This window comes from Vreelandella nanhaiensis (assembly GCF_003990185.1).
Classification (GTDB): Bacteria; Pseudomonadota; Gammaproteobacteria; order Pseudomonadales; family Halomonadaceae; genus Vreelandella; species Vreelandella nanhaiensis.
Map to the genome: position 1 here is coordinate 149,942 of NZ_RZHF01000004.1, position 13,114 is coordinate 163,055.

The 13,114-nt window shown below is 54.9% G+C and carries 13 protein-coding genes; 7 read left to right on the plus strand and 6 right to left on the minus strand.

Translation table 11 applies throughout. The features are described from left to right. Nucleotides 1-24 precede the first annotated feature (24 nt). The 6 genes from cyoE to ELY38_RS01130 form a co-directional block, all read right to left on the minus strand. Nucleotides 25-948 (minus strand): heme o synthase, encoded by a 924-nt coding sequence (cyoE, locus tag ELY38_RS01105; protein ID WP_126950390.1) that lies wholly within the window; start codon nucleotides 946-948, stop codon nucleotides 25-27. Beyond that, entirely contained in the window at nucleotides 906-1,229 is a 324-nt protein-coding gene (cyoD, locus tag ELY38_RS01110) for a cytochrome o ubiquinol oxidase subunit IV (protein WP_127059680.1), read from the minus strand. The genes cyoE and cyoD overlap by 43 nt, the downstream gene beginning before the upstream one ends. A 1-nt stretch (nucleotide 1,230) precedes the next feature. Beyond that, complete coding sequence (gene cyoC, locus ELY38_RS01115) at nucleotides 1,231-1,842, minus strand: cytochrome o ubiquinol oxidase subunit III (RefSeq protein ID WP_127059681.1); 612 nt, start codon at nucleotides 1,840-1,842, stop codon at nucleotides 1,231-1,233. After that, the gene (gene cyoB / locus ELY38_RS01120) at nucleotides 1,842-3,818 is read right to left on the minus strand and encodes a cytochrome o ubiquinol oxidase subunit I (RefSeq protein ID WP_127059682.1); all 1,977 of its coding nucleotides are present in this window, start codon (nucleotides 3,816-3,818) and stop codon (nucleotides 1,842-1,844) included. The genes cyoC and cyoB overlap by 1 nt, the downstream gene beginning before the upstream one ends. A gap of 2 nt (nucleotides 3,819-3,820) precedes the next feature. Beyond that, on the minus strand, nucleotides 3,821-4,807 hold the full coding sequence (cyoA, locus tag ELY38_RS01125) for a ubiquinol oxidase subunit II (RefSeq protein ID WP_127059683.1): 987 nt from the start codon (nucleotides 4,805-4,807) through the stop codon (nucleotides 3,821-3,823). A 276-nt stretch (nucleotides 4,808-5,083) separates the two neighbouring features. Next, nucleotides 5,084-5,881, minus strand: a complete 798-nt coding sequence (locus ELY38_RS01130; RefSeq protein ID WP_127059684.1) for a DeoR family transcriptional regulator — start codon at nucleotides 5,879-5,881, stop codon at nucleotides 5,084-5,086. 400 nt (nucleotides 5,882-6,281) lie between these two features. Here ELY38_RS01130 and ELY38_RS01135 point away from each other — a divergent pair, with 400 nt between their 5' ends. From ELY38_RS01135 to cdd, 7 genes are all read left to right on the plus strand, one after another. Next, nucleotides 6,282-7,052, plus strand: coding sequence for an outer membrane protein OmpK (locus ELY38_RS01135; RefSeq protein WP_127060130.1), 771 nt, complete (start codon nucleotides 6,282-6,284; stop codon nucleotides 7,050-7,052). A gap of 36 nt (nucleotides 7,053-7,088) precedes the next feature. Continuing rightward, nucleotides 7,089-8,372 (plus strand): NupC/NupG family nucleoside CNT transporter, encoded by a 1,284-nt coding sequence (locus ELY38_RS01140; protein ID WP_127059685.1) that lies wholly within the window; start codon nucleotides 7,089-7,091, stop codon nucleotides 8,370-8,372. A 73-nt stretch (nucleotides 8,373-8,445) separates the two neighbouring features. Continuing rightward, nucleotides 8,446-9,237, plus strand: coding sequence for a deoxyribose-phosphate aldolase (gene deoC, locus ELY38_RS01145; RefSeq protein ID WP_127059686.1), 792 nt, complete (start codon nucleotides 8,446-8,448; stop codon nucleotides 9,235-9,237). A 4-nt stretch (nucleotides 9,238-9,241) separates the two neighbouring features. Next, a complete protein-coding gene (gene deoA, locus ELY38_RS01150; protein ID WP_222845104.1) occupies nucleotides 9,242-10,570 on the plus strand; it encodes a thymidine phosphorylase in 1,329 nt (442 codons plus the stop codon). A 28-nt stretch (nucleotides 10,571-10,598) separates the two neighbouring features. Continuing rightward, nucleotides 10,599-11,843: a phosphopentomutase gene (locus tag ELY38_RS01155; RefSeq protein WP_127059688.1), complete on the plus strand. Its 1,245-nt coding sequence runs from the start codon at nucleotides 10,599-10,601 to the stop codon at nucleotides 11,841-11,843. A 32-nt stretch (nucleotides 11,844-11,875) separates the two neighbouring features. Continuing rightward, nucleotides 11,876-12,601: a purine-nucleoside phosphorylase gene (deoD, locus tag ELY38_RS01160; RefSeq protein ID WP_127059689.1), complete on the plus strand. Its 726-nt coding sequence runs from the start codon at nucleotides 11,876-11,878 to the stop codon at nucleotides 12,599-12,601. Nucleotides 12,602-12,625: 24 nt separating this feature from the next. Beyond that, the gene (gene cdd / locus ELY38_RS01165; protein WP_127059690.1) at nucleotides 12,626-13,033 is read left to right on the plus strand and encodes a cytidine deaminase; all 408 of its coding nucleotides are present in this window, start codon (nucleotides 12,626-12,628) and stop codon (nucleotides 13,031-13,033) included. Nucleotides 13,034-13,114 lie beyond the last annotated feature (81 nt).

Below are 13,114 nucleotides of genomic sequence, written 5' to 3' on the forward strand. Positions count from 1 at the left end.
CAACCGCCTAGCGGTGTGAATCGATCAGGTCCACATCGGTACCATGGATTCCAGCACGATCACCAGGCTCATCGCTGTAATGGTGAGAATCGACACACCAAAGACGCGCTTGGCCCAACGTACATCGTCATCCAAACGGTAACCGCAGATGGCGAGATATAGCCAATAGCCACCCATGGTCAACGCAACACACAGGTAGCCGGTACCCGCCTGGCTTGCCAGCACCAAGGCCAGTGACGCCGGAATGAACGCCACGATGTAACCCAGGATATGATGCTTGGCCCGCTTGATGCCGTGCACTACCGGCAGCACTGGAATCGAGGCGCGCTGGTAATCGGCATAGCGGAAGATCGCAATCGCGTAGGAGTGCGGCATCTGCCAGAGGCAGAAGATCAGCAACAGAACAATCGCACCGCTATCAAAAGTGCCCGTTACCGCGCAGTAACCTACTACCGGGGGCATCGCGCCTGACAGGCTGCCCACGACAGTGCCATACTCGGAGTGACGTTTCATATAGAGGCTATACACCCCGACATAAACGCCCCATCCGATTACCGCCAGCGCTACCGTCAAGCCATTCGTACCCAAGGCCAGACATACCACACCACTAATGCCCAGCAACGCCGACAAACCTAAGGCTTGTGTGATAGAAACGCTGCCCCTAACTAAGGGACGATGGCGCGTACGCGCCATCAGAGCATCAATATCGCGATCAATCACGTTGTTACAGGCACAGCCTGAGGCGATCACCAGAGCAATCCCCAACATGACCGAAGCAAACGTTACCAGATCAAATTCACCATGCGCGGCTAGAAAGTAGCCGCCAAGGGCGGCAATCAGATTGCCGCCGATGATTCCTGGCTTGGTTAGCTCAAGCAGATCGTGCCACCGATTGGGCATGGTGGTTAGCCGATCATCATGTTGAGATGTAGATGCTGCATGATCCACAGCGAACCTCCTACCACCAGGGCGAGAATCGACACCGTGAAGACGAAGGACAGCATGTTCCAGCCCTCTTCAGTCTTGAAGTCCAAGTGCATGAACATCACAAGCTGAACCAGAATCTGCAATATAGCCGTCACGACGATAATGCCGACGTTCACTGGCAGGCTGAACGAACCCAGCATGACAGCGCCAAAGGGAATAACGGTCAGCACCAGCGACAGGATAAGACCTGTAACGTAGGACTTTACCGACCCGTGATCAGACGGTTGGCTAGAAGAGCTCATATCACAGCACTCCCATCAGGTAGACGAAGGAGAATACACAGATCCAGACGATATCCAGGAAGTGCCAGAACAGGCTCAAACACAGGATACGCGGACGCGTCATATCATTCAGTCCTTTGGTCGACAGCTGGACCAGCATGACCAGAATCCAGATCATACCGAACATTACGTGCAGACCGTGGGTACCTACCAGTGTAAAGAACGCTGACAGGAAGGCGCTGCGGTCCGGACCGTAACCTTCATGGATCAGGTGTTGGAATTCATAGATCTCCATCCCCAAAAACATCAGGCCCAGCACGAACGTAATGGCCAGCCACATTTTTACCTGGCCGACGCGATTGGCATTCATTGCCAGTACGCCCATGCCAAAGGTGAAACTACTGACCAACAGAGCAAAGGTGCCGAAAAGAATCAGCGGCAGTTCAAAAATATCCGCACCGGTCGGCCCACCCGCCGTGCCCCTCATGAGCACGGCGTAGGTGGCGAATAGTGATCCGAAGATCACCAAGTCGCTCATTAGGTAGACCCAGAAACCAAATACCTTGGTAGCACCGGCATCGTGATGCTCATGGTCATCGGCATGGGCATCGTGATGTAGCGTTTCAGTCGCCATTACGCTTGCGCCTCCACACGTTGTTGATGGGCACGCTCGATCCGCTCGACCTCTGCTGCAGGTACGTAGTAATCGATATCGTCATTAAATACACGTGCCAGGAAGCTCACCAGCATACCAACGGCACTGAACGCAGCAAGCCACCAGATATGCCAAACCATGGCGAAACCGAAGATCATCGCAAAGATACTGATGATCGGACCAGCCGCCGTATTCCTAGGCATATGGATATCGGTGTAAGGCGCATTATCCAACTGCTCGTTGCTACGCTGCTTTTGCGACCAGAAGCTGTCGATATCGCCAACTACCGGTAGGCGCGCAAAGTTGTAGAACGGTGCAGGAGATGAAGTAGACCACTCAAGCGTACGGCCATCCCAAGGATCACCCGTTACATCTTCATAGGCCTTGCGATTACGCGTACTGATAACGATCTGGATCACTGTACATGCAATACCCGCCATAATAATTAACGCACCTACAAAAGCGATAATCATGTACGGCTGCCATTCAGCGTTCGGGTACGACTGCATGCGACGCACGGCACCGTAGAAGGCCAGAATATACGGCGGAATAAACGCAACGTAGAAACCGATCAACCAGCACCAGAAGGCGCGCTTGCCCCACTTCTCGTCCAGTACAAAGCCAAAGGCTTTCGGGAACCAGTAAGTCAGACCAGCCATCATGCCGAACACTACACCACCAATAATAACGTTATGGAAGTGAGCGATAACAAACAAGCTGTTGTGGAGTACAAAGTTCGCCGCCGGCAGCGCCAGCATTACGCCTGTCATACCACCGATGGTAAAGGTAACAATAAAGCCCAATGTCCACAGTACCGGAGAAGTCAGTTCCAGACGCCCACGGAAGATAGTGAAGATCCAGTTAAAGACTTTCACACCTGTCGGAATCGCAATGATCATCGTCATGATGCCGAAGAAGGCATTGACGTTGGCGCCTGCACCCATGGTAAAGAAGTGGTGCAACCAAACAATGAACGACAGTACGGTAATGGCAATCGTTGCCCACACCATGGTGTGGTAACCGAACAGACGCTTGCGTGCAAAGGTTGCAATAACTTCTGAAAACACACCGAAAGCCGGCAGAATCAGGATATATACTTCCGGGTGGCCCCATGCCCAGATCAGGTTGACATACATCATGACGTTGCCGCCCATGTCGTTCGTGAAGAAATTCATCCCCAGGTAACGATCAAGAGTCAGCATGGCCACAGTGGCGGTCAGAATCGGGAAAGAAGCAATGATCAGTACGTTGGAGCACAGTGCGGTCCAGGTAAAGATCGGCATGCGGAACAGGGTCATGCCCTTGGTGCGCATTTTCAGGATAGTGACGAAGAAGTTGATACCCGTCAGCGTGGTACCCACACCGGATATCTGCAACGCCCATATCCAGTAATCGACCCCGACCCCGGGACTATACTCTATCCCCGAAAGCGGCGCATAGGCCAACCAACCTGTCGTGGCGAATTCGCCCACGAACAGAGAGATATTGATCAGCAAAGCCGAAACGGCAAATAACCAGAAGCTCAAGTTGTTCAGGAACGGGAACGCAACATCGCGCGCACCGATTTGCAACGGAACAACTAGGTTCATTAGGCCGATAACCATCGGCATGGCGACAAAGAAGATCATGATAACGCCATGGGCGGTAAAGATCTGGTCGTAATGGTCAGGCGGCAGAATGCCTGCCGAGCCACCAGCCGCTATCGCTTGCTGCGTACGCATCATCAGGGCATCAGCAAAGCCACGCAGCAGCATGATCAGCGCCACGATGAAATACATGATACCGAGCTTTTTATGGTCGACTGAGGTGAACCATTCGTTCCATAGCCAGCCCCACTTGCGGAAATAGGTCAACGCGCCCAACAGCGCCGCGCCGCCTAGGATTCCCACGATACCCGCTAACACCAGAATGGGCTCGTGATAAGGAATAGCCTCTAAGCTTAGTTTACCGAACACGGTTACTCTCCCGCCTCATTGCTTATGGTTTGGCCATCCTCAGCCTCACCATCCGCTTGGTTGTCGGTCGTTTGATAGGCTTCATTGCTATCGATTGCTGGTGCGCGAGGCGCATCTTGAGTGTCAGTGTCTGGATCGCTGCCGGTATGGAAGCTGGACACCAAGCGCTCATAGAACTCAGGTGTAACATTAGAGAAGTACTCAACGGGGTGGAACGAAGAACGCTCCGCCAGCTCAGAGTACCCTTCTGGATAGGTCAGCGTATCAGGTGACTGCGCAACTTCAGCAACCCAGGCGTCAAAGTCTTCTTCTGACGTGGCGTGGGCGTCAAAAACCATGCCCGAGAAGCCAGCACCGCTATAGTTGGTCGAACGACCACCATAGGTGCCAATTTCGCTTGCCTGAAGGTGAACGTCGTTATCCATTCCAGCCATGGCGTAGATCTGGCTACCTAGCTGAGGAATAAAGAAGGAGTTCATTACTGAACCGGAGCTTACGCGGAAACGAACGGGCGTATCCACCGGGAAGGCAACTTCATTGACCGTTGCAATGCCTTGCTCGGGATAGATGAACAGCCATTTCCAGTCGAGTGCCACTGCCTGAATTTCAAGCTCGGCCGTCTCGCTTTCAAGCGCACGGTGAGGATCAAGATCGTGTGAACTTTTCCAGGTAATTACGCCCAAAATAGCGACGATAACCACCGGAACCAGCCAAACGATAGCCTCGATCCAGTTGGAGTGTGCCCAGTCAGGCAGGTATTCAGCCATTGTATTGCTACGGCGATAGTACCAGCCAAACACTATCGTCATGACAATAACGGGAATGACCACGATCAGCATCAGGCCAAAAGAACTGAGAATCAGTGAACGCTGGGTTTCACCAATAACGCCTTTCGGGTCCATTAAGGCCGAGCTACAGCCTGCAAGCAGCAAGCACAGCGCGAGGAGCACGAGTGTGCCAGCCCTGCGCCAGTAGAAAGGTTGTTGCATGGTGCGATCTCGTCAGAGTTGCGTTACAAAACTAGCCGCCACACAGCAAGCCAAACGATATGCCATATGTCAGCTAACTAACACCCCATACCTTTCCCAAAACACTCTGCCAACAGGTACTGCCTGTGTTCCGGGAAAAATATGCGCTACCGGGGTTGGAAGCAGGTAGCGGATTGAGCCGACATCCTAACATGAAGGAGGCCAGTTCTAACTGGCGTATTTTCCTTTGATCTAATCAACGAATCAAAGCGACGATTTGACGCACCCGGGTGCGGCCTACGGACAGATGGGTTCGCAAAATGCGTGGGGCGGCGGGCTGACTAACAACACATGTCCTTTAAAGTAAATAAGCAACTCTGACTCACACTCTTCGTTAGTCACGATAGTATCGAAATCGTTCAATGAGGCGAAGTAGGCCGGGCGAATCATACCGAATTTACTCGCATCAACGATCAAGAAGCGCTGCTGAGCAGAGGCGATGGCGGCCTGTTTGGGCGCGACCTCGTGAAAGTGAAAACAGCTGACCCCACGTTCGCAGTCAACGCCGGCTGCCGATATAAACGCCTTGTTGATACCGATACGTTCTATGGCGCCCTGCATATCGTTGCTCCCAAACGACTGAGAGGCGGCATAATAAAGCCCACCCAATAACACCAGACGTACGTTGGGTAACCGTGAAACGGCAGTAGCAACATTCAGGGCATAGGTCACGACGGTCAGCTCGTTAAAACGGCCAAGCTGGCTCAACAAGGGAATGAGCGTTGAGCCACAATCGATAAACAGCGTATCGCCCTCTTCAATAAAGGCGGCGGTGCGCTGACACAGCCTATGCTTTATAGGGTAATCGTTCGCCTGCTGCTCGTTAAGATCGTACACCGGCGTGACGCCTGGGTAGCTCGTGAGTACCAGCCTTCCGCCCAGTAGCGTCATGGCTGATGGGTGCGTTGTAAGGTCACGGCGTATGGTCATTTCCGACACGCCGCATAAAATAGCGGCATCGCGCAAATGCAGCGCACCTCCAACAGAGAGCGTTTCCTGAAGCAGGGCCAATCGCTGAGCACTACGCCCATTCATGCTAGGCATCTCCTTATCATCATTATTATGTGGTTGTATTATGCTGCAGCAGCAAGCACATAATTGCTACCCACCTTTCTTACTACCCTTTATGGCTAACTACCTTTCAGTGCAGGCTTTTATACCTCCTGCCAACGCTGTATTCCTGCTTTCCCTTGCCCTCTTTTTTACGCATGACTGCTATGTACTGCAATATGACAGTGGCATTTAAATAACGTTAGTCAGCTTTGTTATAAATCGACGTTAAAAAAATAACACGCAATGTTATAATTCTAACAGCCACGCCAGCTCACATAATTCCAATTCTGACTAAACCGTGGTTAATTTTCTTGAGGCTTACATGACGGCTCCTACTTTTATGCGTACTTCCTATCTCGCCACTCTGAGTGTCGGCGTATTAATGGCGGGTATTACCCCGGCGTTGGCAAACGACTCCCAGCCACTTCATCCGCTGTGGTCATTTGCCAACGTCTCGGTCAACTACCTGGATTGGTCCAACGGTACTGAACGCCGTACCGCTTCCAATGCGGCCAAGAGCGACTTCACCTACGTCGAGATAGAAGGCGGTGCCGGCTTCAGTTGGGGCGAGTTCTACGGTTTTTTTGATTTCGAAAATCCGACCAATGACCAGTTCGATCAATCAAGCGGCGGCAAGGACAACTTCCGCACGGCAGGCAAGGTAACCTCACACATCTACCTGGGCAATAGTCCGCTATCCCTTTATGCCCACGTTTATGACTTTCGCGACTACGGCTATGAAAGCCGCGAGCAGGATCAAATTCTGGGCCTGGGATACCGCACTACTTTCGCCAACGGCCTGTGGTTCAAACCGTTTATCGGCGCCGCGCGGGTACAAAGCAACGGTTACACGGGCATGAACGGTTATATGGCCGGCTGGGTCACGGGCTATGATTTCGCAGCGCTCGACCAGAACTTCAGCATTACTAACTGGCATGAGCAGACATTTGGCCGCGACAGCGACTATCTGGAACAGAACTACGTTGGCGCTAAAGCCGAAAGTGTAGGTACCAATGGTGCACTGAGCCTTTGGTGGCACCCCACCGACCTGATCACCACGGGCGTTCAGTATCGCTACTCCGACAATAAGCTGGGCACGCCCAACGATTATCAGAATGCGATGATCTACTCCGTCAAGCTCAACTTACTCTAACCCGAGGCTTCCCTCGCGGACTCAAAGGATCCCCATATGACACTCCTTATGAGCTTGGTTGGCATGGTCACCCTTGTGGTCATCGCCCTGATCTTTTCTTATGACCGCAAGTCAATTCGCCTGCGCACGGTGCTCGGTGCCTTTGCCATTCAGGCAGGCATCGGTGCTTTTGTACTCTATGTGCCTTTTGGCCAGGCTGTCTTAGAAACCATTTCGGCAGGGGTAAGCCAGGTACTGGTTTATGCCAACGACGGTATCGGTTTCCTGTTTGGTGGCCTGGCAGACGTTGATAACATCGGCTTCGTGTTTGCGATTAAGGTTCTGCCGGTCATCATCTTCTTCTCTTCATTGATTGCCGTGCTTTATTACCTGGGCATCATGCAATGGGTCATCCGGATTCTGGGCGGTGCCCTGCAAAAGGCGCTGGGCACTTCGCGTACCGAATCGCTTTCCGCGACGGCAAACATCTTTGTGGGTCAAACCGAAGCGCCGCTGGTGGTGCGTCCGTTTATCGCCCGCATGACGCCTTCCCAGCTGTTTGCGGTGATGTGTGGTGGTCTTGCTTCGGTGGCAGGCTCAGTGCTGGCAGGCTATGCCGCGCTGGGCATCCCGATGGAGTATCTGGTCGCGGCTTCCTTCATGGCGGCCCCGGGCGGCTTGTTATTCGCCAAGCTGATTATGCCAGAAACTCAGGACGCTACCGATAGCGACAGCATCTCCAAGGTCGATGAAGAGCTTCAGGAGCAGGAAGACAGACCTACCAATGTGCTGGACGCGGCGGCCTCCGGCGCGACCTCTGGTCTGATGCTGGCGGCCAACGTAGGCGCCATGCTGTTGGCCTTTATCGGTTTGATTGCCCTGATCAACGGTATTTTGGGCGGTGTGGGCGGCTGGTTCGGGTTTGAGTCTTTAAGCCTTGAAATGATTCTGGGCTGGCTGTTTGCACCGCTCGCCTTCATGCTTGGCGTGCCCTGGGCGGAAGCGACACTTGCCGGTTCCTTTATCGGCCAGAAGCTGGTGGTTAACGAGTTTGTCGCGTTTATTAACCTGGCACCCTACATTGATGGGGAACAGGTAGTCGCCGCGACGGGTCAGTTAATGACGCCTCATACCATGGCCATCTTGTCATTTGCCCTGTGTGGCTTTGCCAACCTGTCCTCGATCGCCATTTTGTTGGGCGGTTTGGGCAGCATTGCACCCACGCGTCGCGCTGAAATAGCCCGCTTTGGGGTAAAAGCCGTATTGGCCGGTACATTGTCCAATTTAATGTCCGCCTCGATTGCCGGCTTTTTCATCGCGTTAAGCAGCGTTACCAGTTAACGCTACCTAACGTCCCGGGCACTGTGCGGCTTTGCGCAGTGCCCGTTTATATTTTTTGATTTGCGAGAACTTCATGACCGCCTCTACTTCGATTGAACTTAACCAGGCTGCCCGCCAGGCGCTGTCCCTGATGGATTTAACCAGCCTGAACGATAGCGATACCGACGCGACCATTGAAGCACTTTGCCAGCAGCTTAAAACGCCTTACGGCAACCCGGCGGCAGTTTGTGTTTACCCGCAGTTTATTGTGACCGCCCAGCGCGCATTGACCGCCCACAAACTCAACGACGTGGTACGCATCGCCTCGGTGACCAACTTCCCGAACGGCGGCGACGACATCATGGCGGCTGCCCGGGAAACCCGTGAAGCCGTAGCCTCTGGCGCCAACGAAGTGGACGTGGTTTTTCCTTATCGCGCATTGATGGCAGGCGATGAGGAAACCGGCCGCGAGCTGGTGGAAATGAGCAAGGCCGCCTGCGGCGGTCAGGCGCTGTTGAAAGTGATTATCGAATCTGGCGAGCTTAAAGAGCCTGCGCTCATCAAGCGGGCCAGCGAACTTGCCATCGAAGGTGGTGCTGACTTTATCAAAACGTCCACTGGCAAGGTGGCCACCAATGCCACACTGGAAGCCGCCGAGATCATGCTTAACGTGATCAAAGCCAGCGGCAAGGATGTGGGCTTCAAGGCTGCAGGCGGTGTTCGCACCGTAGAAGAGGCCGCCCAATACCTGGCGCTGGCGAGCAAGATCATGGGGAGCGCCTGGGTAACGCCTGCGCATTTTCGGTTTGGCGCCTCAAGCCTGCTGACCAACTTATTGAACACACTGGGCGGCGTGGATAGCGCGGCAGCCGAAGGAGGCTACTAATATGATGCTCCCGCAAGAACTGATTCGTTTAAAGCGTGACGGTAACCCGCTGGCAGCGGCAGATATCAAAACGTTCATTCAAGGCATTGCCGATGACCGTATCAGTGACGCTCAGATTGGCGCCTTCACCATGTCGGTATTTCTTAACGGCATGAGCCGCGAGGAAGTAGTGGCACTGACCACAGCCACGCGTGATTCAGGTCATGTCATGCAGTGGGATTCGCTCAACCTGCCAGGACCGGTTGTGGATAAACACTCCACCGGGGGCGTGGGTGATCTGGTGTCTCTGGTACTCGGCCCCTGGGTTGCTGCCTGTGGCGCGTTTGTACCCATGATTTCAGGCCGTGGCCTTGGCCACACCGGCGGCACGCTGGATAAGCTTGAGTCGATCCCCGGCTACAACCCCTACCCCGCTCCCGAACGCTTTGGTGACGTGGTGAAATCCACGGGCGTGGCGATCATCGGCCAGACCGGCAACCTGGCACCGGCAGATAAACGCATTTACGGCGTACGCGACGTGACGGCTACGGTGGAATCCATTCCGCTGATTACTGCGTCTATTCTGGGTAAAAAGCTCGCTTCCGGCCTTGATGCACTGGTGATGGATGTCAAAGTCGGCAGCGGCGCGTTTATGCCCACGCCGGAAAAATCCCACGAGCTTGCCAAAAGCATCGCGTCTGTTGCCACACAGGCCGGTACGCCGACTACAGCGCTGCTCACCGACATGAGCCAACCGCTGGCCCCGTGCGCGGGCAACGCGATTGAAATTGTTGAAACCCTGGAGCTGCTCCGCGGCGAACGCCCCAACAGCCGCGTCATGCAAGTCACGCGTGAGCTGGCTGTGGAAATGTTGATGGCCGGTAAACTGGCCACCAGCCGCGAAGACGCTTTAAGCCAGCTGGAAAAAGCCCTGACTTCCGGTGCGGCTGCAGAAGTGTTCGCGCGCATGGTGCGCGAGCTGGGCGGGCCGGGCGACATTATGGAACGCTCTGACAGTTACCTTGCCAAGGCCAATGTGGTCAAACCCGTGTATGCCGAACAGTCAGGCGCAGTGCTGCGCATTGATACCCGTGCGGTCGGCATGAGCGTGGTGGAACTGGGCGGCGGACGCCTGCGTAACGATGCCGATATCGACCACAGCGTTGGCTTTAGTGCGATTGTCGAGCTGGGTACCCAGGTCGATAACCAGCAGCCACTTGCTTATGTGCATGCCCGCAGTGAAGAGGCGGCAGAGCGTGCGGCCCAGCAGCTACGCGCGGCCATGACGATTGGAGAAGGTGAAGCGAGCATCGATGCACTGCTCCAGGAAACCTATCGCGGTGAAGAGCTTTAAACAGCACCGACTTAAGAGGTGATACGCAATGAAACGTGCAATTGTGCTGGTACTCGACTCCTTCGGCATTGGCAGTGCTGCCGATGCCGCTGACTTTGGCGATGCAGGCTCGGATACCCTGGGCCATATCGCCGCCGCCTGCGCGCGTGGCGAAGCGGATACGACTGAACGCTCAGGCCCTTTAAAGCTGCCTAACATGGCCAAACTTGGCCTGTTTCACGCCCACCGGGATAGCACCGGCACAGTTGCCGAAGGCGTTGCCCTGCCCGAGGTGCTGGAAGGCGCCTACGCGCACGCCCAGGAAATTTCCAGCGGTAAGGACACGCCTTCGGGCCACTGGGAAATTGCTGGCGTGCCCGTGCGTTTTGATTGGGGCTACTTCAGCGACAAGACTGAAAGCTTCCCCGTTGAGCTGCTGGACAAGATTGTTCAGGAAGCGGATCTGCCCGGCGTTATCGGCAATTGCCACGCTTCGGGCACCGACATCATCGCCCGCCTGGGTGATGAGCATGTGCGAACAGGTAAGCCGATTGTGTATACCTCGGCAGACTCGGTCTTCCAGATTGCCGCTCACGAAGAGCATTTTGGGTTAGATCGCCTTTACGCCCTGTGTGAAACTGTGCGCGAGCTGCTGGAGCCTTACAATATTGGCCGGGTTATCGCTCGTCCGTTTATGGGTGAAGACAGCACGAGTTTTGCGCGTACCGGTAACCGTCGCGACTACAGCATTGAGCCGCCCTCGCCCACCGTGCTGCAAAAGCTTCAAGAAGCCGGCGGTGAGGTCGTATCGATTGGCAAGATTGCCGATATCTACGCTCACTGCGGCATTACCCACAAGGTGAAAGCCAGCGGCCACGATGCACTGATGGACGCGACCCTGGGTGAAGTTGCCCGCACCGCTGTTGAAACCAGCGACCGCCCGACCATGATCATGACCAACTTTGTCGATTTCGACTCGATCTATGGCCATCGTCGCGACGTGCCGGGCTATGCGGCAGCCCTTGAGCATTTTGACGCTCGCCTGCCGGAGCTGCTGGCCGCCTTGAACAACGGCGATCTGCTGATTCTGACCGCCGACCATGGCTGCGATCCAAGCTGGGAAGGTACCGAGCACACCCGCGAGTACGTTCCCGTGATGGTCAGCGGTGCCGGGTTTACGCCGGGCCCCTTGGGGGCGCGCGACACCTTTGCCGACATTGGCCAGACACTGGCGGACTACTTCTCCCTTCCAGCCATGGCCGATGGCAAGAGCTTTTTATCTTACGCAGCCTAATGGCGTCGCTTATCTATTAAAGAGGAAGACATATGGCCACTCCGCATATCAGCGCTGAACAGGGTGATTTTGCCGATACGGTGTTAATGCCCGGCGACCCGCTGCGCGCGAAATATATTGCTGAGACTTACCTTGACGATGTACGTCAGGTGAACGACGTGCGCGGCATGCTGGGCTATACCGGCACCTATAAAGGCCGCCGCATTTCAGTGATGGGCCACGGCATGGGCATTCCGTCGGTATCGATTTATGCCAAGGAACTGATTACCGATTACGGCGTGAAGTCGATCATTCGCGTAGGCTCCTGCGGGGCGGTACGCGATGACGTCAACGTCCGCGACGTGGTCATCGGTATGGGCGCGTGCACCGACTCCAAGGTCAACCGCATGCGCTTTAACGACCACGACTTTGCCGCGATTGCGGATTTTGAGCTGACCAGCCACGCCGTGGCCGCTGCCAAGGCGCAGAACGTACCGGTGAAAGTGGGCAATATTTTCTCGGCCGACCTGTTCTACAACCCACAAACCGATATGGCCGAGCTGATGAAGCGCTACGGCATTGTGGGTGTCGAGATGGAAGCCGCCGGCCTTTACGGAGTTGCTGCCGAGTTCGGCGCCCGAGCCCTGACTATCTGTACTGTATCGGATCATATTTTAAAAGGTGAAGCGCTCTCCAGCGCCGATCGCCAAACTACCTTTAACGATATGATGGTAATCGCGCTGGATACCGTACTGCGTGACGATGCCGCCAACGCCTAAGTGGGTCAAACCGAGGAATCACTTATGAGCCAAGCAGATCCTGCTCTGGTCAAAACGCTGCTTGATGCATTGAACAATGCCTACGTCCCTTACTCCGACCACCCGGTGGCGGCTGTCATGGAATGCCCGGATGGCCAGCAGTTTGCGGGCGCTAACGTCGAAGTTGCCCACTACAAGGGGCTTTGTGCAGAAGCGTCGGCGATTAGCGCGATGATAACCGCCGGCCAACGCGAACTTGCCAAGGTGTATGTGATGGGACCAGGCGAGCACCTGTGCACGCCCTGTGGCGATTGCCGACAGCGCATTCGCGAATTTGCCACTCCCAATACGCATATCTCGGTTATCTCCCGCCAGGGAGAGGTACTAAAAACGTACACCATGGAAACGCTGCTACCGGACGCCTTTGGCCCCGAGCAGTTGCCTCAACGCTAGGCCCCTTCATTACCGCGGTTATTGCCGCATCAGGCTGGTTGTCACGTATGCCGCCGTCTCCATGACGGCGGTTTTTTATTG